The 22,140-nt window shown below is 36.7% G+C and carries 18 protein-coding genes and 1 pseudogene; 9 read left to right on the top strand and 10 right to left on the bottom strand.

Features of this window, described 5'->3' with window-relative positions; genetic code table 11:
• Positions 1-39 precede the first annotated feature (39 nt).
• From K7G93_RS08620 to K7G93_RS08605, 4 genes are all read left to right on the top strand, one after another.
• Entirely contained in the window at positions 40-1,272 is a 1,233-nt protein-coding gene (locus K7G93_RS08620; protein ID WP_174694527.1) for an ABC transporter substrate-binding protein, read from the top strand.
• Positions 1,269-3,251, top strand: coding sequence for a sensor histidine kinase (locus K7G93_RS08615; protein WP_160531584.1), 1,983 nt, complete (start codon positions 1,269-1,271; stop codon positions 3,249-3,251). Before K7G93_RS08620 ends, K7G93_RS08615 begins: the two co-directional genes overlap by 4 nt.
• The gene (locus K7G93_RS08610; protein ID WP_226690896.1) at positions 3,244-4,506 is read left to right on the top strand and encodes a sigma-54-dependent transcriptional regulator; all 1,263 of its coding nucleotides are present in this window, start codon (positions 3,244-3,246) and stop codon (positions 4,504-4,506) included. Before K7G93_RS08615 ends, K7G93_RS08610 begins: the two co-directional genes overlap by 8 nt.
• Positions 4,507-4,657: 151 nt before the next feature.
• Positions 4,658-5,668: a YeiH family putative sulfate export transporter gene (locus tag K7G93_RS08605; RefSeq protein WP_049215850.1), complete on the top strand. Its 1,011-nt coding sequence runs from the start codon at positions 4,658-4,660 to the stop codon at positions 5,666-5,668.
• A gap of 44 nt (positions 5,669-5,712) precedes the next feature.
• Here K7G93_RS08605 and K7G93_RS08600 read toward each other — a convergent pair whose 3' ends face one another.
• On the bottom strand, positions 5,713-6,279 hold the full coding sequence (locus K7G93_RS08600) for an anthranilate synthase component II (protein ID WP_226690926.1): 567 nt from the start codon (positions 6,277-6,279) through the stop codon (positions 5,713-5,715).
• A 107-nt stretch (positions 6,280-6,386) separates the two neighbouring features.
• Here K7G93_RS08600 and K7G93_RS08595 point away from each other — a divergent pair, with 107 nt between their 5' ends.
• From K7G93_RS08595 to K7G93_RS08585, 3 genes are all read left to right on the top strand, one after another.
• The gene (locus tag K7G93_RS08595; RefSeq protein ID WP_226690897.1) at positions 6,387-7,361 is read left to right on the top strand and encodes an aminodeoxychorismate synthase component I; all 975 of its coding nucleotides are present in this window, start codon (positions 6,387-6,389) and stop codon (positions 7,359-7,361) included.
• Positions 7,362-7,367: 6 nt separating this feature from the next.
• Positions 7,368-7,946, top strand: a complete 579-nt coding sequence (locus tag K7G93_RS08590) for an aminotransferase class IV family protein (protein WP_226690927.1) — start codon at positions 7,368-7,370, stop codon at positions 7,944-7,946.
• Between the two features lie 61 nt (positions 7,947-8,007).
• Positions 8,008-8,397 carry a RidA family protein gene (locus tag K7G93_RS08585; protein WP_049215857.1) on the top strand — a complete coding sequence of 130 codons (390 nt, stop codon included), beginning with the start codon at positions 8,008-8,010 and terminating at the stop codon, positions 8,395-8,397.
• 69 nt (positions 8,398-8,466) lie between these two features.
• Here the strand turns inward: K7G93_RS08585 and K7G93_RS08580 are convergent, their stop codons facing one another.
• Positions 8,467-10,422, bottom strand: a complete 1,956-nt coding sequence (locus K7G93_RS08580) for a site-specific recombinase (RefSeq protein ID WP_160531580.1) — start codon at positions 10,420-10,422, stop codon at positions 8,467-8,469.
• Between the two features lie 315 nt (positions 10,423-10,737).
• Between K7G93_RS08580 and K7G93_RS08575 the strand changes: the two are divergent.
• A pseudogene (locus K7G93_RS08575) lies at positions 10,738-10,899 on the top strand (maltose operon protein MalM); the annotation flags it as partial.
• 136 nt (positions 10,900-11,035) lie between these two features.
• The gene (locus tag K7G93_RS08570; protein ID WP_228400361.1) at positions 11,036-12,775 is read left to right on the top strand and encodes a DUF4153 domain-containing protein; all 1,740 of its coding nucleotides are present in this window, start codon (positions 11,036-11,038) and stop codon (positions 12,773-12,775) included.
• 153 nt (positions 12,776-12,928) lie between these two features.
• Here K7G93_RS08570 and K7G93_RS08565 read toward each other — a convergent pair whose 3' ends face one another.
• From K7G93_RS08565 to gyrB, 8 genes are all read right to left on the bottom strand, one after another.
• Positions 12,929-13,294: a DUF596 domain-containing protein gene (locus K7G93_RS08565; protein WP_228400360.1), complete on the bottom strand. Its 366-nt coding sequence runs from the start codon at positions 13,292-13,294 to the stop codon at positions 12,929-12,931.
• A gap of 85 nt (positions 13,295-13,379) precedes the next feature.
• On the bottom strand, positions 13,380-13,721 hold the full coding sequence (locus tag K7G93_RS08560; protein ID WP_223667674.1) for a DUF596 domain-containing protein: 342 nt from the start codon (positions 13,719-13,721) through the stop codon (positions 13,380-13,382).
• 231 nt (positions 13,722-13,952) lie between these two features.
• Positions 13,953-14,318, bottom strand: coding sequence for a DUF596 domain-containing protein (locus K7G93_RS08555; RefSeq protein WP_226690900.1), 366 nt, complete (start codon positions 14,316-14,318; stop codon positions 13,953-13,955).
• A gap of 137 nt (positions 14,319-14,455) precedes the next feature.
• On the bottom strand, positions 14,456-14,953 hold the full coding sequence (locus tag K7G93_RS08550) for a YbhB/YbcL family Raf kinase inhibitor-like protein (RefSeq protein ID WP_223668401.1): 498 nt from the start codon (positions 14,951-14,953) through the stop codon (positions 14,456-14,458).
• Positions 14,954-15,129: 176 nt separating this feature from the next.
• Positions 15,130-16,788, bottom strand: a complete 1,659-nt coding sequence (cydC, locus tag K7G93_RS08545) for a thiol reductant ABC exporter subunit CydC (protein WP_223667671.1) — start codon at positions 16,786-16,788, stop codon at positions 15,130-15,132.
• The gene (locus K7G93_RS08540) at positions 16,781-18,544 is read right to left on the bottom strand and encodes an ABC transporter ATP-binding protein/permease (RefSeq protein WP_226690901.1); all 1,764 of its coding nucleotides are present in this window, start codon (positions 18,542-18,544) and stop codon (positions 16,781-16,783) included. Before K7G93_RS08540 ends, cydC begins: the two co-directional genes overlap by 8 nt.
• Before the next feature lie 144 nt (positions 18,545-18,688).
• Positions 18,689-19,546, bottom strand: coding sequence for a DMT family transporter (locus tag K7G93_RS08535; RefSeq protein WP_223667668.1), 858 nt, complete (start codon positions 19,544-19,546; stop codon positions 18,689-18,691).
• A gap of 68 nt (positions 19,547-19,614) precedes the next feature.
• On the bottom strand, positions 19,615-22,035 hold the full coding sequence (gene gyrB / locus K7G93_RS08530) for a DNA topoisomerase (ATP-hydrolyzing) subunit B (protein ID WP_226690902.1): 2,421 nt from the start codon (positions 22,033-22,035) through the stop codon (positions 19,615-19,617).
• Positions 22,036-22,140: the final 105 nt, after the last annotated feature.

Below are 22,140 nucleotides of genomic sequence, written 5' to 3'. Positions count from 1 at the left end.
AATATGACAAGGCAACTGATGTCAAGCAAGGTGAAGATCATGTGCACCAAATTACTTCAGCAATTAACCATCTGTCTCGTCAGCTTATTTCTCGCTTTACCTATAAAAGCGAATGAGCTTGTGATCGGTACGACTTTTGCACTAGAAGGTATCCAACATCTAGTAAGTGAATGGAATAAGCAACCAAATACGATACCTATCACCACGTTAAATCGCACGAGTGCATCGCTGAATCAACTACTCTCAACTGAAAAAGCCCGTGAAGTAGATTTAATTCTAAGCTCTTCCCCCATGTTGTTTTATAACTTACAAATAGGAAATAAACTTTTTCCGTTACCCACTACATTACAAGATAACACAGGCTTTCTACCCAATATGCTCAAACCCACCACCGTGGCATTTGCCCTTTCTGGCTACGGTATGTTATTTAATACAACCTTATTACAGCAGGTTGAACGCCCATTACCACAATCTTGGCAAGATCTAACACATCCTGATTTACAAGGACTTATTGTCATCAGTAGTCCAACTCGCTCTGATACGAATCACATTATGTTAGAAGCATTATTACAGAAACATGGTTGGCAAGAAGGATGGGCATTAATTGAACAGATTATGCTAAATGTAGGTACGATTTCTGCTCGTAGCTTTGGTGTCGTTGATAAAGTTCAAGCCAATCTTGGTGCGGTTGGCATCACTATTGATAATTATGCCCATATTTTAACCCAACAAAATCATGCTCATCTCGCTTTTCGCTACTTTCCACACTTTCCTGCGTCACCTACATTTATCGCAATTGTGGCTGAAAGTAGTAAAAAGCCACAGGCAATCAAATTCATTCAATTTCTACTAAGCGAGACAGGTCAACGTATTTTAACTGATGTTCAAATGAGCAAATATCCTATTGCACCTCTACCTACAACACACCCGAAAGCCGCATTGCAACAACAGTTATTTCAACAACCACCAATTAATTACGAGCTATTACTTAAACGACAACAATTGGTTAAACTTTTATTTGAACAACATATTACACATCGTTTGGGCTTACTTCAGGAGCATTGGCGTTTATTACAACAAAAAGAACAAGCCCTTAATCGCCCTTTACCCGAATTACGCCAAATTCTGACCGCACTTCCTGTCTCCGCTGCACAAGCAGAAGATGAGGTTTATTTAACCCACTTTAATCGCACACAAGAACTGTTAAATTGGCAACATTTTTTCATTGCCCAACAAGTCGCTTTTGTTAAAGCTTTGGAAGATTTGGAATGAAAACATGGTTTAAGCATTTAGATCTCAGTACTGGATTACAGCTCTCTTTTTTAGTGAGTGTATTACTGTGCCTCTTTGTTGGTGGTGTAGGGTTATATACTTGGCAACAACAACGTAGTGAAATTAATTTCGCACTCGATCAAGACTTCCCTAAAGTACAAGCCGCATTCCAAACAGAAGAGCAAATTAATATTTTACAAAATGCCTTTGTTCATCTAGTTAATGTTAAAAATACTAACGATAAAGTCGCTCGTTATAACAATGCTAAACAACAGCTTACGACCTTAAAAGAATTAATCATTGAGTTAGATGAAAATCTTGATGACCAGTTAACTGATTTATTGCATCAACAATCCCAGTTATTAGAACAAATTTCAGCGAATATCACTGCAACACTCACTTTAAACGAAGAACTGAACAAAACTGTTTCCAAAATCAATTGGCTACATAATGATTTTCATAATGAATTTACCGCATTATTACAAGAAATGAGCTGGCAACAATCGACTCTTGCTAATAACATCGCACTACACCCACAAAATACACAAAAAGTTGAACAATTGAAAAAGTTACAACAAGAATTACTGCTAGTTTATGATTTTACTAACTATGAAGAACAAATTATTACTGAGCTACGTACACAAATTACTGAGCCAAGCCAAAACAGTGCTGTACGATTACATAATTATTTAAGTTATCTCTCTTTACTTATTAATAATCGCATTGCCTTATTGGATAAGCACTCATCGATTATTACGATTCAACAAATTTTAACGGAACTCATCCGTTTTGGCTTAAATCCACAAGAATTACCCACATTATTTTCACTCAGAACGGACCTACACCAACAGCAGCAACAATTGATTACACAAAGTGAAAGTGTATTTGATGCTTTTCGGCAACGCATTAACACACAAATTGGTAACAGTAAAAATCAGCTTCATTTATTACATAATATCGTAGAAAAAAGTACCCAATTTAATGGCGTATTAATTCTTCTCGCGATGCTCCTTGCTTGCATTTTTGTGATTGCTGTTAACTTTTTTTATATTCGTCTACGTTTACTAAAACGCTTTCAACAGCTTAACCAAGCGGTGGTGCAACTGACTAATGGAGAAGATGATGTCAAAATTGCTATTTATGGCAACGATGAACTAGGGCGCATTGCAAAACTCCTACGCTTATTTCTATTTGAAATGCAGAAAAAAACACAAGAATTAGAATTACGTAACCAAATTTTACTTGATGAAATTGACTATCGTATTAAAGTCCAAACAGCGTTAGAAAATACACAAAATGAATTAACGCAAGCCGCAAAATTAGCTGCCGTCGGTAAAACCTTAACGTCAATCAGTCATGAAATTACTCAGCCACTTAATGCCATGAATGCTTACTTATTTAGTGCCAAAAGAGCGGTCAAAAAACAAAATATAGATGCGGTCTTGACTTATTTAGACAAAATAAACCATTTAGTCGAACGTACCGCCCTCATTGTCAAACGCCTACGTCAGTTTTCACGACAAGGATCGGGGAAAATACAGGCTGTGAATTTAACAGACTGCATACAAAGTGCATGGGAACTATTAGAAACACAACATAAAAATCGCCAAGGTCGCTTAACTATACCAGCTCAACTACCCTATATACTTGGAGAAGATGTTTTAATCGAGCAGGTTTTTGTCAATTTATTCTTAAATTCCCTCGAGGCTATTGAACATGTTGCTCCCCATATTTGCATTGAAATCGCAAACATAGATGAAAACTGTATTCGCTTATGGGTATCAGATAACGGTAAAGGTTGGCCATTGACAGAAAAACTCCTACAACCTTTTGCTAGCAGTAAATCTATTAATTTAGGCTTGGGGCTATCTATTAGTCAATCAATTATGGAGCAATGTCAAGGCGAACTACGCATTGCCTCAACATTAGAACATAACGCATTAATTATTTTAACTTTTAAGGTCACACAAGATGTTTAACTCAGCATATAACGTACTGCTTATTGATGATGACATTGATATTCTCGACTCTTACCAAGATTTATTGCGTGAAGAAGGCTATCAAGTGCTTACCTGTGCCGATCCTGTAGATATCGTATCTCAAATCCCGGATAACTGGATTGGAGTCGTTCTTTGCGATGTACTGCTGCCCAATATTTCAGGGCTCACGTTACTGGAACATATGACTCAACGCGATCCACAGCTCCCTATTATCATGATCACAGGACATGGCGACGTCCCTATGGCAGTAGAGGCGGTCAAGAAAGGCGCAACTAACTTTCTGGAAAAACCCATTTCACCAGAAAACTTATTAATTCAAGTAGAACATGCGTTAGAAAAACGGGCTGCATTAATTGAGAACCGTTACTGGCAATTAGCCAAATTAAATGAAAGCTTTATTGGACAAAGTGACTGGATTTGTACTATTCGCAATCAATTACAAAAACTTGCTGATATTGATGTCCCTGTTTTCTTATGGGGACAAACAGGGACAGGACGCCACTTATCAGCAACTTACTTACATAAACTAAGTCAACGTAAACAAGCGCCTTTTATCAGTATAGAATGCTTAGAACAAAGCACTATTAATATTGAAAATCTTATTAATGAGGTGAAGCAAGGTACATTAGTATTAAAAAATATTCATCATTTACCTGCCAACGAGCAACAGCTACTCGCTAACAAACTCAATCATCAGGCTTATCCATTTCGCTTAATTGTGATTAGTGATGTTCCTTTACTTCACTTGATTCAAGCGCAAACGCTGATCGCAGAATTATATTACTTATTTTTACATACTCAGCTTGAACTCTTGCCATTAAAAAAACACGCTACGGATATAGTGCCGATCTTTTGCCATTATGTGCACAAAAGTTGTGCTAGATTGAATAAAGACTATGTCGAACCATCGAGAAAACTACGCCAACATTTACTCAATCAACAGTGGCAGGGTAATGTCAAAGAGTTAATTCATGTAGCTGAACTCTATGCAATTGGATTGCTGGCTGAACAAACCTCAACACCAACTTTCGTCACATCATCAATTAAAACCGAGAATATTAAGCCATTAGATGAACAAATCAACGAATATGAAAAACAAATTATTGAAGAAGCCCTAATTTTCTATCAAGGGAGAATTAATGAAGTAGCGAATTATTTAGATATCCCACGTAAAAAATTATACTTACGCATGCGAAAATATGGCATTGATAAGAAAAACTATAAACTGAGTTAAACTGAATGTAACGTTCTAGACACTTGACTGCGTTGTCTCAAACAAGATAAATCCTCTAATAGCGTCATAATCAATTTTACATTCAGGCAAAATCCTTTTATCCTTTTGCTCTAAATTTATTCTCTTATCCTCACTCATTAGGACCGTTGTAATGAAAAATAAAACTCTGTATATCGGCTTAATCTTTGTTGCAATACTCACATTTATTGTCGATATACTTTCTAAAAGCACTTTCGCTCTCCATGCAAAACTAAGTGCTCTCACTATCGCAATTCTATTAGGCATCTTCCTTGGCAACACGCTTTATCCTAAATTTTCACAATATACCGCACAAGGTGTCATCTTTGCCAAAGGCACACTATTACGTCTAGGTATTATTTTGTATGGTTTCCGTTTAACCTTTCAAGATATTAGCGCCGTAGGTGTTAATGCTATCGCCACAGATGCGATTATGTTAATCAGTACTTTTGCTCTTACTATTTGGCTTGGACTTCGTTATTTAAACATGGATAAACAAATTGTTTATTTAACTGCAGGTGGCTGTAGTATTTGTGGTGCTGCCGCGATTATGTCAATGCAACCTGTGACAAAAGCAGAGTCACATCAAGTGTCAGTTTCTGTCGCTGTAATTGTCATTTTCGGTACGATCTCCATGTTTTTATATCCAGCTATGTATCCTTATCTTGCAAGTTGGTTAAGTGAGCATCAATTTGGTATTTATATTGGCTCGAGTGTACACGAAGTTGCCCAAGTTTATGCAGCAGGTGGTAACATCAGTTCAGCCGTTGCGGATACAGCAGTTATATCAAAAATGATCCGTGTAATGATGCTTGCACCATTTTTACTCTTTATTTCTTGGTTACTCACGAAACAAAGTGATAATCCACAAAGCAATAAAATCACGATTCCTTGGTTTGCCTTTCTCTTTATTTTAATGGCAGTTATTAACTCTTTCTCACTCATTCCTGCTCATATTGTAAAGTGGATTGTACAAATTGACGGGCTATTACTCATCGCGGCGATGACGGCTCTAGGTTTAACCACTCACATTAGTGCCATTAAACAAGCAGGCATCAAACCGCTTATTTTAGGCGCACTAGTACTATGCTGGTTAGTAATTGGTGGATTTTTTGTCAATATGGGAATAAGTCAGCTGTTGTAAACACTAGAAAAAATCAGAAAAGTGCGGTCTGTTTTTTCAAAAATTTAGCTCTCTAACCAATTTCGTAAGAGTTGTTCACCATGTTCTGTCATGAAGGATTCAGGGTGGAATTGAACACCGTAAATCGGTAGAAATTTGTGTTGAAATGCCATAACAACTTCTTCGGCACAATGGGCTGTGATAGTAAGAGAATCGGAGAAAGATTGCTCACGAATCGCCCAAGAATGGTATAAGCCAATTTGAAATTCTAAGGGAAGCCCTTCAAATAAAGGCGAATTTGACCGCACTTTCAAACGCTGAATGCGCCCATGGCGTACTTTATCTAAATTATATAGTTCGCCACCAAAAAATTCACACAGGGTTTGGTGACCTAAACACACGCCTAAAATCGACTTAGTTTGATAATATTTGGCTAACATTGCAAATAATTGAGGATAAGCACGAGGTACGTCAGGGCCAGGAGAGATCAGAATATGACTATAATTCTCTACCTTAGATAGGTCCAATTCTTGCACATTAACCACCTCAAAAGGCACTGTTAATCGACGAATTAAATCTACTAAGTTATATGTAAAAGAATCTTGATTATTAATAATAAGCAGCCGTTTCATATCCATACTATATCCTGTTAAGAAGAAAGCAAAGTATAAAGGAAAAAGCGGATTTTTGTCTGATTTTCCGTTACACTTCCACTTATTTTTTTATCACAGATAAATCTATGTGTTTTCATTCTTTTATTCAACAAGCCAATCAATATGGTAAACAACGCCAACCATTTTTCTTTCTGATTGATTTTGAACAGCAACAACCGATCATTTGCCCTTTAACACAAGCTGCAAGTTTAGGGCTGTTTTTTGCAATTAAAGGTCAACATAATATCAATTGGCAAACACAAACCTCTTGCGAGCCTTTTAGATTAAACAAATTTCCAATAGAAAAAACCGTTTACCAGCATGGCTTTATGTTAGTGCAAGAAGAACTACAAAAAGGCAATTCTTATTTATTGAATCTCACGTATCCTACGAAAATTGAGACAAATTTGAGTCTGGCGCAGATTTTCCAGCAAACAAAAGCCCCCTATAAACTCTATTATCAAAATCGTTTTGTCTGTTTTTCACCAGAATGCTTTGTCAATATTCATCATAATCAAATTTTCACTTATCCGATGAAGGGTACTATTGATGCAACTTTACCCGATGCTGAAAAACAGTTGTTAGATTCTGAAAAAGAACGCCAAGAACATTATACTATTGTGGATTTAATGCGTAATGATTTAGCAACCGTATCAGAGAAAGTAGAAGTCACTCACTTTCGTTATGTAGAAAAAATCGAAACGCAAAAAGGCGCGATCTTACAGACAAGTTCAGAAATCAGAGGTAATTTAGCAGAAAATTGGCAAGAAAATATCGGTTCTATTTTAGCAGCATTATTGCCCGCAGGCTCTATTAGCGGTGCACCAAAAGAAAAAACGGTACATATTATTCAAACCGCAGAACAACAACCTCGAGGTTATTACACGGGAATTTTTGGTCTTTTTGATGGTGAGTCATTGCAAAGTGCGGTAGCAATTCGCTTCATTGAACAAGTCGATGATGAGTATTATTTCCGTAGTGGCGGAGGAATTACTATCTTAAGTGAGTTAGAAGATGAATACCAAGAATTACTGCAAAAAGTCTATGTGCCAGTAGGATAAACAATGATGTTTTCTCTGTTTGAAACAATTGCAATTGTCAACGGTGAGATTCAACATCTTGCCTTACATCAGCAACGCTATATTGACAGCTTAAAGCAATTTTATGCAAAAAAGGCAGTCAATGTTCATGATTTTGCCCAAGTTATTCAAATTCAAACCGCACTTGAGCAGACTCAATATGCTCCGTTGATTCGTTGCCGTATTGATTATAATGCCACTGAATTACAAGTGCAGTACTTTGCTTATCAGCGCAAAACTTACCGCACTTTTCAGCCAGTAATTTGTGACGATATTGAATATGGTTTGAAATATGCTGATCGGACTCCGTTAGCTCAATTGCTACAACAAAAAGGTGATTGTGATGAAATCATGATCATCAAACAAGGTAAAGTAACGGATTGTACCATTGGAAATCTGGTCTTTCGTCGAGGTAAACATTGGTTTACGCCTGATACGCCGTTATTAGCTGGCACGCAACGGGCAAAATTATTAGCAGAAAATAAAATCCAGCAATGTACGATCTTATTAGAAGATATCGCAACATTTGATGAAATCCGTTTAATTAATGCACTCAATCCACTGTAAATTTTCGTTGAACAGCGTACAATAAAAATACTTTTTTAATCAGCAAAAGGAGATGAGAGAAATGACGAAAGTGATTCATACTGACAATGCCCCAGCAGCAATTGGCCCTTATGTACAAGCCGTTGACTTAGGGAATATGTTGTTAACTTCTGGGCAAATTCCAGTGAATCCCAAAACGGGTGAGGTACCAGCTGATATCGTGGCACAAGCACGTCAATCTTTAGAAAATGTCAAAGCCATCATTGAACAAGCGGGATTACAAGTCGCAAATATTGTGAAAACCACGGTATTTGTCAAAGATTTAAATGACTTTGCCGCAGTAAATGCAGAGTATGAACGTTTCTTTAAAGAAAACAATCACCCTAACTTCCCAGCACGTTCATGTGTTGAAGTTGCTCGTTTACCAAAAGATGTAGGTATTGAAATCGAAGCTATTGCAGTCAAAAATTAAGTAAAGCCCAAATTAAAAAAAGGCCATCTTTTTCAAGGACGGTCTTTTTTCTTGTTTTTCATTCACTCTTTAATATGGAAAAAATAATGACAATGGGCGTTGTTTAATCAATTTCCAAACACACTTACCAATATCACACCAGCTTTCAATTTGTGCATCTAATGAACGTAATGCGACGCAAAGTGCAATAAAGAAACTTACGACTAAGTTCACAATCCCGATCAATAACACCAGCATCAATCCTTGTAAAAACAGCTGCCAAGTGAAATCGCCACTGATCGCCATATAACCCAAATTGGCAGAAGAAAACGCTACATGGCGAATATCAAGTGGTAAATTTAACAAATATCCGACTAAACCTGTTAAGCCTAACAATAAACCGAAACACAAGTTACCCATAATCGAACCATAATTATCATGCCAATATTCTGCAAATTTATAGCGCATATTACGAGTTAAAATACGACGTAAAATGGGGTGGTTACGCAAACGCATTTTTAAATTCAAATAATTACTGCGATTATCAAAATAACCTGAAATAATCCCCGAAAAAAACAACCAAAAACCTGCAATCGCTGCAAACCACAACGACCCTTTCATTGGATCAATAGATTTTTGCTGATATGCAATCTCTGCTTCTGTGAGTAAAGGCATGCCAGCATAATACTGATAACCTATGGCTAGCAAACAAGCGACTAAAATAGCGAGCGTGACATTACCTAATACGGCCACCGTTTGCGAACGAAATACATCAATGAGTAATTGTGCCAATTGCAGGTTAACAGATTTACCTTGTCCATTATCCACAGTTTCTGCAAAACGAGCCGCAGTCATTGCAGGCTGTTTCGTCGCCACAGTGCCATGCAACATGAAAATAATTGTAAAACCAATACCGTAATTCAATCCTTCAGCAATACCACGCCATACTCGGTCTTCAATCAGATCACCTAAATACAGCTTAAATAGCGCCATAAAAGCAATTAAAATGCCACCACCTGCCGCTGAAAAAAACATATTACGGTATTCTTTTCTATCACGCGTAATGTAATGCTCACCATGATCACTTTTATTTTGGGTAATACTGCGCGCCAACATTTTGACACTCTGTTTCCATAAATCTACCGCACTATGACTACGTGCAGAAGCAATGGCTAATTCGCCCGTAAACACCAAAATACGATGTGGTAAAAGGCGATCCTGCTGAAAAATATCCATTAAAGTAGCTAAGCGAGTTAATGTTTGATCAAGACGTGTTAATAAATGCGCGACACCTAATGTTGAACCTGCACTTGCACCACGGCGATGGATGCGATCAATTTGCTCTCGACATTGATCAAACATCACTTGTAAATGAGCATCATCATATTGTCGATTTTGACGATGTGAGGCTACCCAATTCGCCACCTCTCGATGTAGCGCAACAAAAGGCGAATCAGCATCAAGTAAAGTGGGATCAAGTCGCATTAATTCAGGTTCAAGTTCTTCTGCTGCAATCCAAATAGCCAGCATTTCAATCGCAAAAAAGCCTTCATAACGTAAATGATTATGTACATTCTCACGCTCTTTTTCTGTACTCTGTTGCTGTAATATATCTAATAATTTGATCCAATCTTGGATTGCTGTTGCCTGTAACCATTCTTCATCACTTTCTTCGCAAAATAAAACAAAGAAAATATCACGTAAGTCATTTAAATCTTTAAAAGAAGGATTAAAACGCTCATATAAACGTTTTTGTATCTCACGCCCAAAGCCTTCTCGACCAAGTAAACCACAACTAATAAAAAGTGGATAAAGACGCATTTGGCAAATCCACTGACATAATAATGAAGCGATCTTTCCAGCTAACGCCACATCATTTTGTAAAATTTGTATTAAATAAGATAAACGCTGAGGCGCTTCTTTTTTCCCTCCCAAACGTAACCACTGGCATAAGCCATTTAATACAGTAAATGTATTTTGTTGCTCAATATGTGTTGTTAAAAAAGGAATAATATTTTCTTGGTTTAACTTGTATTTTTCGATCATAAAGTGCTAGTTAGTTGCATAAAATAAAAATTGGCACGATAAAGCCCAATGGTTAAGGACGTAAAAATAGCACATTCAACGCACAATGAAAAACTAATCATCGATCAACTAAACATCTTAGTTGTGCAATAGAAACAAAAGTGCGGTCTATTTTGGTGTTATTTCACTCATAAATCGCTTATTAGAGACTGTTATATCATGTGGTCGATTGAATAATGTGGATGTAAAAAAGGTGGAGTGATACATCCGCCTGAAGATTTGGCAACAGCTATTGAGCAAGTACAATCAATTACACCATCAGCTCAAACGGTGGCAACAACTGTGGATAAAGAGACAGAAGCCTATTTTAATCAATCTGTGAAGAAAGCGCTAAAACAAAATGATATTAATCGTGCACTCAATTTAGTTAATGAAGCAGAAAAATTAGGTTTAACTTCACTACGTAAAATTTTCTTACAACACGTTTCCCCTAAATAAAAATCATATAACTGTCTTTTTCATTATGGATTTTCGCCACAGTTCACTGTAGCTTTTTTATTCACTCTATTCAGAGAGTCATAAAAACATTAGAATGATTTTATTAATTTTTGAGCGTTAATTTTAAGGAAACAAAATGAATATCATGCACTCTCTGATCGAAAGTACCAAAGACCTGCTAAAGAAATATCCACTCGCAATAGTATTTATTTTAATCAGCACTTCATGTATTCCTTTCATTCAAGATAACAACATTTCCGCTTATGCCATCTTGATTTTATTATTACCAATTTATTTTTCCACAACATTAATGTTGCAAAAAATTAAGTATGCTCATTGGATCACAATCAGCTACGCTATTGCTATCACCTTCGCTTTTTATTTTGCTGAACGTGATATTTATGATAACTATGCTTATTGGGGATTATTACTTATTCATTTTTTGTTATTTATTACTTATCCACTTACGCAAGATAATCGACACTTTATCTACGATACAATATCTCGTTTTGTACAACTTATTCTGTCTATTGCCATTGCATGCATTATTTGTCTTTTTGTATTACTCATTTTTACTAGTGTTGAATATCTGTTTAATCTAAGCATTTTAACGTTCAATGTAATACCTAAAACGATTCTATTTACTACGTTCTTCTTCACGCCCATTTTATTTCTTATTTTTGAGCAACGTTTAGCAAACAATGTCCAAAATGAACGTTTTCACTATGTCATTGAACTGGTAATTAACTTTATTTTCTCGCCTGTTGTCATCATTTATACCTTCCTTGTGTATCTTTATTTAGCAAAAATTCTCCTTCATTTTGAGTTACCACAAGGGGGAGTCGCCTACATTATTATGCCTTATATCGCGCTAGGTCTACTGTGCCATGCGCTACGTTTATTATTAACGAAACCTAAATGGACATGGTTCTATCGCTATTTCAGCTACCTTTCTATTGCACCATTGATTTTACTCTGGTTAGGCATCAGCGAACGTGTTACTACTTATGGTCTAACCGAAACAAGAGTTTTCTTAGTCATGATTGCGAGTATCATTACAGTGTTTGTAATATGTTCTATGCACCCACGTTGGTTACAATATCGCTGGTTTATACTTCTCACCTGTACTGTCATTTTCGCTGGTATGATAGTTACCTCACCTTATCATCTAACTCAACAAAATCAACTTGTGCGCTTTGAACGCGTGTTGACTGAGCTGAATCTTCTCGATCAACAAGGAAAAATTAGCTCAAAAATTTTTGAGAAAAATTTTGCGAAAAAATTAAGTCGTGAGCAAGCTGAAAAATATAAATTATTAGATGAGATTATTGTGCCTTATATAAAAACTAACCCACAAGCAATCGCGAAATACGGTAAAGAAAATCTTGATTACTTATCTGGTTTTTACTACAACCAAATTATCTACAATAATAATTATCAAGATAAATATGCTACCATTAGCTTTTATGCGTATGACACAAACAGAAACTATAAACAAGCGATTGATATTCAGTCTTATCAAAAACTCTATTTAATCAATGGTTATAGCGATACAAAATCGCAAGATGAAGCATCGGAACAAGATAAATCTCAATTATTCCAACGTCATTTTGCGCTTATCGATGAAGATTCTGGCTATCAATATAACTTCAGTGAAAGTTACTTTGCAGAGGTATTTAAGTCAGCAGGATTGGACATTCACCAAAAATACCAACAAGAGGAACTGCTTCCTTTAGCTGAAAAGCTTACTAAAGTGCCAACAGAAGAAGGGGGGCTATTAATTTTCCGTGATATTGATTTTAAATATGAAGAACATGGTGAAATTAAAGGCTATGTTTATCAAGGCGGCTATATCGAATTCTACCTTGCCCCTTAACAACGCGAGAAAGTGCGGTCAGTTTTGACGAGTTTTTTGCATTCAGACAAGCTGCACTTTCTCTTCTTATTCTCGCAAATATCCACACTTGCATCTAACCTAAAAAAAGCGGTATGTCAAAATTTACTCAAAACACACCGCACTTTTATCTCGCTAAGTCCATTCTTCATAACCATCTTCGCAAATCCATACTGCGCCTGCTGGGGCATAAGTAATCCACCATGTATTATCAATATCATATTCCATTTCATTTTCATCATAATGATCTGGCCAAGCTTGGCGAAATACATCAATCTGTTCTTCAATCGACCCTTCGAGGAATTTGCCTTTAGTCGCTAACTTGAGTTCCCCTGTTTTCATTAAATCTGCCATCAATTCTAAAAACATTTCTTTGATTTCGGGTTTATCTTGTATATCACCGAAACACACTTGAAAACTAGCAAATAGACCATCTAACGAAAGTCCTCGATTCTCTTCAACAATTCTTTTATATTGCGCTTCTGACATTTTCTCTAACATGTTCACCTCCTTACTTTATTGAAATTTCAGTTCAAATTTATTCATTCTCCATAATTTAACACTATCATCTAGCACTTTTATCTCGCTAAGTCCAATCTTCATAACCATCTTCCCAAATCCACACTGCGCCTGCTGGCGCATAAGTAATCCACCATGTATTATCAATATCATATTCCATTTCATTTTCATCATAATGATCTGGCCAAGCTTGGCGAAATACATCAATCTGTTCTTCAATCGACCCTTCGAGGAATTTGCCTTGTATTGCAAATTTCAATTCGCCGTCATGCATTAATTCTGCAATAAAAGAAAGAAATAATTCTTTTGTTTCATCTGAATCTTTTACTGAACCAAAATAATCTTCAAATTCCGCTAATAATGCGAAAAGAGGTAATCCTTTAGATTTTTCCAATATTTTCTTTTTCATATTAGGATTCATATTCCTTCTCCACTATAGTTATTGAAACTTTAATTCTATTGATTTCCCCCTTGGATAGCGTTCTTCTCTGACGAACGCGTTAGCAACAAAATGAGAAACATATTCGTTCATGTAAACACCAGCGCAAACTCAATCGACGATATAACCTCATCTTATATAAAAAACGGTTAATTTTTCAAAGCGTAACACTTTTTCAAAACTAACCGCACTTTTATCTCGCTAAGTCCATTCTTCATAACCATCTTCCCAAATCCACACTGCACCTGCTGGGGCATAAGTAATCCACCATGTATTATCAATATCATATTCCAATTCCTTATCATCATAATGATCTGGCCAAGCTTGGCGAAATAAATCAATCTGTTCTTCAATCGACCCTTCGAGGAATTTGCCTTGAGTCGCTAACTTGAGTTCCCCTGTTTTCATTAAATCTGCCATCAATTCTAAAAACATTTCTTTGATTTCGGGTTTATCTCGTATATCACCGAAACACACTTGAAAACTGGAAAACATACCAATTAATGTAAGCCCCCTATTGTTTTCAACAATTCTTTTATATTGCGCTTCTGACATTTTTTCTAACATATATCACCTACAATTACAGGAACATTGATCTTTGCTGTTTAATCAAACAAGTATGTTCAAATTTAATCAAAACACACCGCACTTTATACAAAAATAAAAAAGAATGCACTTGAAATATTTGCAATAAAATCTATTAGCTAAACATCATAAGTCCCCATCACAACGGCTTGATCCAAAATATGCCCCTGCATTGCAAAATGAAGATCATTAAAGCGGAATCCTGCTTCCAGATCTAATGTGCAATCCAAAGCATACACAATCAATTCATAGCGATGTTGACAATTTGGCGGTGCCATTCCACCATAAACAGAGGCTTCAGCAATATCAAATTTGCCTAACACGCTTGCCCACGAGTTCGCCCCTTGCACATAATCAGTCGCAGTTAAACTTTCATTTTCTTGCACAGAAGTGCGCTCTAAATTAGCGATTAACCAATGAATCCAAACGAAACCACTCGCCGTAATCGCATCTTTATCTTCTAACACGACTGCAAAAGACTTTGTCCCTTCAGGCGCACCGCTAATTTCAAACGGGATAGAATAAGTTGGCATACCATTTGGGCTAAATTGACTACCTCGTTTACCGAATTTGTCTTCAAATGCCCCATTTTTAATGGCTGAACTGGTGACTTTCATCATTTCTCCTTAGTTTGTAGTTAAACAGGCACTTTCTACTATAACTGGAATTGATGAAAATTTCGCTAGATTATTTGTAATTTAAGAAAAAGAAAAGTGCGGTCGATTTTTTAGAAATTTTGAAAAAACAGACCGCACTTAATGTTAAGGGATTGAGAGTAAAGAATAGCGTGAGCTTACGACATTCGTCCATTCTCAATATGAATCACTTGATCGCAGATTGCCATTGTTGAAGCACGGTGGCTGACTAATACAATTAGTTTTTCCGATTTCACATTGAGCAATGACTGCAAAATAATCGCTTCGTTTAAACTGTCTAAGTTACTGGTTGGCTCATCTAGTAAGATAATTGGCGCATTGTGCAAGAACGCACGGGCAATGCCGATACGTTGTTTTTCACCGTCCGATAAGTTACTGCCTAGCTCGGTGACTTTAGTGTCATAACCTTCTGGTAAGCTCATAATAAAGTCGTGAATCGAAGCTTTTTTCGCTGCCTCAATTACTTGTTCTTTGCTTGCACGGCGATCTGCCATCAAAATATTTTCATAGATAGTTTCATTGAAAATATAGGTTTGTTGGGTGATGTAAGCGATATTATCACGCAAGCTGAGGGTATTAATTTCTTTTAAATCTTTGCCATTGATGCGGATTGTCCCTGATTGTGGATCGTAAAAACGCATAATCAATTTCAATAAAGTACTTTTGCCACTGCCACTACGTCCGTGAATGCCTAAAATTTCGCCTTTAGTTAAACGTAAATTCACATTTGAAAGGATTTGTTCGTTATCATAAGCAAAACTTAAATGTTCAACATCAAGTTGGTTCGCATCGGTTAAATCAACGCCTTTCACCACGTCTTTTAAGTGCGGTTCTTCGGCTAATAAACCCAGTACACGCTCACCACTGGCTAGGGTTTGCAATAAGTTATTAGACAAATTACTTAACGCAATCACAGGCCCATAGCTGGACATCAATAGAATCACTGCGATTAATAAACCTGCAAAGTTGATTTGTTGATTCAAATATAGCACTACGCCAGCGATTAAAATCAGGATATTGAAAGCAGAAACCGCAATTTCTGTATAAGAACGCACTTTACCTTCTTGTTGTTTGATTTTTAAAAAGGCTTGGTCGATTTTTTCACTACGTTGGTGAATGCCAGCCAAACGCTCTTTTTCATTACCAAACAGTTGCAATTCTTTCATTCCACGAATGCTATCGAGGAAATAATCGTTCATTTCACCTACGAGCTCACGATAAATACGCCCGTCTTCACGTGCCATTTTTGTCGTGATAATTGGTAGAATTAAACCAATGGTGATATAGGCTAAAAATGCAATTAGCGTAAACCACAAAGAAATGTGCGCAAACACTGCCAATAAAAAGCTTGAGGTTAAGAATGCAATCATAATTGGGGCGATAGTGTGTGCATAGAACACTTCTAACAATTCAATGTCATTGGTCACTAATGATAATAATTGCCCTGATTGCTTACCCTGTAATTTCACAAATGCTAGTTTACGCAAGGCAGAGAATACTTTATCTCGTAATAAGGCTAACAATTTGAACGCAATGTAATGCCCTGACATTTGTTCAAGGTAGCGTAAGATGCCGCGTGCTACCGCTAAGACGATAAGTGCGGTCAAAATTTGCGAAAAACTGAGATGAGTTGGGAAATCCAATAAGTTAGATAAGCCCATCGCACCAAGCACCATAATGAAGATAGCAGCTAAAAAACCAAGTACTCCCATAATAATGGTGAAGCTCATAATATGGGCTAATGGTGTCACTAACTTCAATAATTGCCACATAATGGCAAAACCATTTTTACGCATATTGTTGCCCTCCGTTGCGAGTATTTTCGCGGATATTCTCTAAGTTACGTTGTTGATTGAACATTTCCGCATAAATGCCATTTGTCGCCATTAAACTTTCGTGGTTGCCTTGCTCTGCTAATACTCCTTGTTGTAATACATAAATTTGATCCGCTTTGACGGCATTTGCTAAACGGTGGGAAATCATCACAATGGTTTTTTCTGCTTTTAAACGTTGAATGAAATTCAAAATAATTTCTTCACTTTCCACATCAATGTTGCTGGTGGCTTCATCGAAAATGTAGAAACTTGCATTATGTAATAAGGCGCGCGCAAGGGCTAAACGTTGAATTTGTCCGCCAGATAAGTTACTGCCACGGCTTAACAATGCCATATCTAAACCGCCATTTTCACGTACAAAGTTGGCAAGGTTAACTTGTTCTAACACATCGTAAATTTGTTCATCTGTGGCGTTTAAGTTCGCCATTAACATATTTTCACGCAAGGTGCCTTTGAACACATAAGAGCTGTGACTGACTAATGACACATGACGATAGAACGAGTGGCGATCAAGGTCTTGGATTTCTTGTCCATTGAATAAAATCTTGCCTTGCTGTGCTTTGTGGAAGCCCATTAATAAGGACACTAAAGTGGATTTACCGCAGCCACTTTTACCCACAAAAACCGTTAATTGTTTTGGTTGAATCGTTAAATCTAAACCATTAATCGCTTGTTTTTCAGCGTTATAGGCAAAGTGTAAATTTTGGATATCCACTTGAACTTGATTTTCTGCTCTAAAATCTACCGCACTTTCGTTGGTTTCTACTGGTATATCTAATAATGTGAAAATTTTGTCTGAGGCAGCTTTGCCGTTCATTGCCACATGGAAGAACGAGCCAAGCAAACGCAATGGAATAAAGAACTCTGAAGCCAATAAGATAAATAAAATCACACCGAAAATGCCTAAATTATCTGATTGGAATTGTAGAAGTGCGGTCAAAATACCGATTGCTGCACCACCGTAAGCCAACAAGTCCATCAAGGATACGGAGTTGAGCTGCATGGTGAGTACTTTCATTGTAATAGTACGGAATTTTTCCGCCTCAATATCCATTTGTTTCGCTTTGTAGCCGTCATCTTGATAGATTTTTAAGGTAATCAACCCTTGTAAATTATCTAAGAAGCTGCTGCCCAATCCCACATAAATAGACCAATACTTATGCAGTAAACGTTTTGCAATTTTATTCACTGCAATAATCGACATCGGAATTAAGGGCACACAAACTAATAAAATTAACGCAGTTGGCGCATTAAACCAAACAAGGAAAATAAATAAGGTTAACGGTGCTAGTAGGCTGTAAAACAGTTGTGGTAAATAGCGACCAAAATAGATTTCTAGCTGTTCGACCCCTTCTGATGCCACTTGGATAATTGATGAAGTAGATTGTTGGTTGACTTGATTTAACGGCATTGCAGCTAATTTTTGGAAAATAAGCGTACGCAATTCATGTTTAACGTTGGTACTGGCTTGATAAGAGGCTTTTACTGACATCTTGCCTGCAAAAGCCCGTACTGCAAGGGCAACAACTAAGTTAATTGCATAGCTAAACAATGTGCCAAGTGTTAATGTTTGCTCAAAGGCTTGTTCTAAACACAGCGCAAAAATGACCGCACTTACTATGCTCGCTACTAATGCAACCCAGCTCCATAACACTGTTTTTGCGACCCATTTTTTGCTATCAGACACTGTATTTATCAATCGTTTATCGATCATCATAAAATATTTGTCCTTAAAAAATCTTAGTTCAAATCAAAGCGCATTATTCTAACACAAATGAGAATTGCTTTTATTAAAAATAAAAAAAAACAAGCCAGCAAGCTTACTCAAACTTACTGGCTATTTAAGCGATAAAAAATAGAATTATTTTTTACTTAGTTTAGGCATAAGACTGGCTATTAATGTTGCACTAATAATAACAACAATGCCAAACCAAGATAATAATGAAATCGATTCACCTAGTAATATAATTGCTAAAAAGACACCAAAAATAGGTTCAAGTGCGGTTAATAATCCTGTTAAATTAGTATGAGTAGCATTGAGTCCTTTATTCCATAACCAATAAGCAATCCAGCTACAGAAAATAGAAAGATAAAGTAATCCAGCAATCCCTTGCCAATTCCAATTTATTTGCCAATCTTGTGTTAGTAGCAGTGTAAAAGGTAAACACGTTATTGCACCTAATACAACTGAAATTGCGGTATAGGCAGGTGCTGTTATATGTGTAATCATCTTTTTAGTCCAACGTAAACTCGCAGAAAAACAAATACCAGCTAATAATACTAAGCCACAACCTAACAGGCTGATTTCACCTGTATCTCCACCACCAATAATTAACATAGCAACACCTAAGAAAGCGATCACACCGAATAACCAATGATACCAACAGGCTTTATCTTGAAAAAAGAAATGTCCAATAAAAACTATTAATAATGGTTCCAAACCAATAATTGTCACTGCACTTGCTGCAGAGGTATATTTCAAACCAATAAATTGTAATAAAAAAATTACAGGGTAATTAATAAAACCAAGCCACCACAATTGACTACGCCAGTGTTTATCTACTTTTTTCCAATGACGTAAAAACAACGGAAAAATAAGAAATGAAATAATAATTAAGCGTACTTGAACAGTGAGTACAGGATCAAGCATAGTAAATGCATATTTACCCGCAACGAGAGAACTCGCCCAAATACATAAAGCTAGAATTTGATAAAACATGATATAAAAAAGTGCGGTTAAAATTGGATTTATTTTAACCGCACTTTAATAGATTGAAATAAATTTTTTTAAATATCTAAATTCGCATGTAGTGCATTACTTTCAATAAATTCACGGCGTGGCTCCACTTCATCACCCATTAATGTGGTAAATAATTGATCTGCCGCGACAGCATCTTTAATAGATACTTTTAACATACGACGTGCATTTGGATCCATTGTGGTTTCCCAAAGTTGTTCAGGATTCATTTCACCTAACCCTTTATAACGTTGTACCATTAAACCACGACGTGACTCTTTCACTAACCATTCTATCGCTTGTTCAAATGAAGTAATGGCTAGTTTACGTTCGCCACGTGTAATATAAGCGCCCTCTTCAATTAGACCAACTAATTGTTTGCCTAATTTCATAATACGGGCATATTCACTACCTGTAGCAAATTGGAAATTGAGGAAATAATCTGTATCAATTCCATGAGTACGTACTGTCAATACTGCTTCATGTAAATGCCGTTCATTATTAAATACAAGGTGATAGCTATAATGGTTACCATTAGTTTCTTTTGCCGCTAACTTTTCAACCAATGTTGAAATCCAAGTTTCTACGGCACTTTCTTGTGCCATTAATTCTGTTGTTAATTCAGGATGATAAATAAGTTCTTTCAATACAGCTTCAGGATAATAGCGTGCTAAACGTGCAATCATTTTCTGAACAGCATTATATTCAGAAACTAAAGTTTCTAAAGCTAATCCATTCATCGCAGGCGCATTTTCATTCACATAAAGTGCAGCATTTTCTAACGCTAAAGCAACTTCATATTGCACCATCGCTTCATCATCTTTGATATATTGCTCTTGTTTGCCTTTTTTCACTTTATATAAAGGTGGTTGTGCAATATAAACATGCCCACGTTCAATCAACTCTGGCATTTGACGATAAAAGAATGTCAACAGTAAAGTACGAATATGTGCACCATCCACGTCCGCATCGGTCATAATAATAATGCTGTGATAACGCAATTTCTCTGGGTTATATTCATCACGACCAATACCACAGCCAAGTGCGGTAATTAATGTACCCACTTCTGCAGACGATAACATTTTGTCGAAACGTGCTTTTTCTACGTTCAGGATTTTCCCTTTTAATGGCAAAATCGCTTGGTTTTTACGGTTACGCCCTTGTTTTGCTGAACCGCCCGCAGAGTCACCCTCCACCAGATACAATTCAGATAAAGCGGGGTCACGTTCTTGACAGTCAGCTAATTTGCCTGGTAAACCACCTAAATCTAATGCACCTTTACGGCGAGTCATTTCACGTGCTTTACGCGCCGCTTCACGTGCACGTGCGGCATCAATAATTTTACCCACAATAATTTTGGCATCAGATGGGTTTTCTAATAAATATTGTTGCAAATATTCATTCATCACCGATTCCACCGCACTTTTCACTTCAGAAGACACTAATTTATCTTTCGTTTGTGAAGAGAATTTTGGATCAGGCACTTTCACCGAAATAATCGCTACTAAACCTTCACGCGCATCATCACCTGATGTTGCCACTTTTGATTTTTTATTGTGCCCCTCGTTTTCCATATAGTTATTTAAACTACGGGTTAACGCACCGCGGAAACCTGCTAAATGAGTACCCCCATCACGTTGTGGAATGTTGTTTGTGAAACAATATACGTTTTCGTTAAAGCTGTCATTCCATTGCATTGATACTTCCACACCAATGCCGTCTTTCTCGGTTGAAAAATAGAATGGTTTTTGGTGAATTGGATTTTTATTACGATTTAAATATTCAACGAAGGCTTGAATACCACCTTCATAATGGAAGTGATCTTGTCTATCGTTACGTTTATCAAATAACTTGATCGATACGCCTGAATTTAAGAATGACAATTCACGCAAGCGTTTTGCTAAAATGTCGTATTCAAATTCGATGTTGTTAAAAATTGTTGGGCTTGGCCAGAAACGAACTGAGGTGCCTGTTTGATCTGTTTCACCAATGGCTGCTAATGGTGCTTTAGGTTCACCTAAATGATAAATTTGTTCGTGTACTTTACCTTGACGACGAATAGTTAATTGCAACTTGTCAGACAATGCGTTTACAACCGATACACCCACGCCATGTAAACCACCAGATACTTTATATGAGTTATCATCAAATTTACCACCTGCGTGCAATACAGTCATGATCACTTCCGCAGCAGAAACCCCTTCTTCTGGGTGAATATCAACAGGAATACCACGACCGTCATCTTGTACAGACACTGAATTATCAGTATGAATAGTTACCGTAATATCTTTGGCATAGCCAGCTAAAGCTTCATCAATTGAATTATCTACCACTTCAAACACCATGTGGTGTAAACCCGTACCATCATCTGTATCCCCAATGTACATACCAGGACGTTTACGTACAGCATCGAGTCCTTTCAAGACCTTAATACTATTCGCGCCATAATTTTCAGGGGTATTATTTGACATTGTTTCTCTCTTTTAAAACGGTAAAAAATTGCTGTGATTATAGCAAAAATTTGAAGAAATGGCTAAAAATAACTGCGGTTGGTTTTATGACCATTTTGGTACTAA

Origin of the sequence: Pasteurella canis, assembly GCF_020810675.1 — a bacterium.
Lineage (GTDB): Bacteria > Pseudomonadota > Gammaproteobacteria > Enterobacterales > Pasteurellaceae > Pasteurella > Pasteurella canis.
Note: the sequence above shows the minus strand (reverse complement) of the source record. Positions and strands in the feature narration are given on the sequence as shown.

Coding starts and splice junctions, on each gene's coding strand:
- K7G93_RS08620 (WP_174694527.1), top strand. CDS start 40: ATGTGCACCAAATTACTTCAGCAATTAACCATCTGTCTCGTCAGCTTA.
- K7G93_RS08615 (WP_160531584.1), top strand. CDS start 1,269: ATGAAAACATGGTTTAAGCATTTAGATCTCAGTACTGGATTACAGCTC.
- K7G93_RS08610 (WP_226690896.1), top strand. CDS start 3,244: ATGTTTAACTCAGCATATAACGTACTGCTTATTGATGATGACATTGAT.
- K7G93_RS08605 (WP_049215850.1), top strand. CDS start 4,658: ATGAAAAATAAAACTCTGTATATCGGCTTAATCTTTGTTGCAATACTC.
- K7G93_RS08600 (WP_226690926.1), bottom strand. CDS start 6,279: ATGAAACGGCTGCTTATTATTAATAATCAAGATTCTTTTACATATAAC.
- K7G93_RS08595 (WP_226690897.1), top strand. CDS start 6,387: ATGTGTTTTCATTCTTTTATTCAACAAGCCAATCAATATGGTAAACAA.
- K7G93_RS08590 (WP_226690927.1), top strand. CDS start 7,368: ATGTTTTCTCTGTTTGAAACAATTGCAATTGTCAACGGTGAGATTCAA.
- K7G93_RS08585 (WP_049215857.1), top strand. CDS start 8,008: ATGACGAAAGTGATTCATACTGACAATGCCCCAGCAGCAATTGGCCCT.
- K7G93_RS08580 (WP_160531580.1), bottom strand. CDS start 10,422: ATGATCGAAAAATACAAGTTAAACCAAGAAAATATTATTCCTTTTTTA.
- K7G93_RS08570 (WP_228400361.1), top strand. CDS start 11,036: ATGAATATCATGCACTCTCTGATCGAAAGTACCAAAGACCTGCTAAAG.
- K7G93_RS08565 (WP_228400360.1), bottom strand. CDS start 13,294: ATGTTAGAGAAAATGTCAGAAGCGCAATATAAAAGAATTGTTGAAGAG.
- K7G93_RS08560 (WP_223667674.1), bottom strand. CDS start 13,721: ATGAAAAAGAAAATATTGGAAAAATCTAAAGGATTACCTCTTTTCGCA.
- K7G93_RS08555 (WP_226690900.1), bottom strand. CDS start 14,318: ATGTTAGAAAAAATGTCAGAAGCGCAATATAAAAGAATTGTTGAAAAC.
- K7G93_RS08550 (WP_223668401.1), bottom strand. CDS start 14,953: ATGAAAGTCACCAGTTCAGCCATTAAAAATGGGGCATTTGAAGACAAA.
- cydC (WP_223667671.1), bottom strand. CDS start 16,788: ATGCGTAAAAATGGTTTTGCCATTATGTGGCAATTATTGAAGTTAGTG.
- K7G93_RS08540 (WP_226690901.1), bottom strand. CDS start 18,544: ATGATGATCGATAAACGATTGATAAATACAGTGTCTGATAGCAAAAAA.
- K7G93_RS08535 (WP_223667668.1), bottom strand. CDS start 19,546: ATGTTTTATCAAATTCTAGCTTTATGTATTTGGGCGAGTTCTCTCGTT.
- gyrB (WP_226690902.1), bottom strand. CDS start 22,035: ATGTCAAATAATACCCCTGAAAATTATGGCGCGAATAGTATTAAGGTC.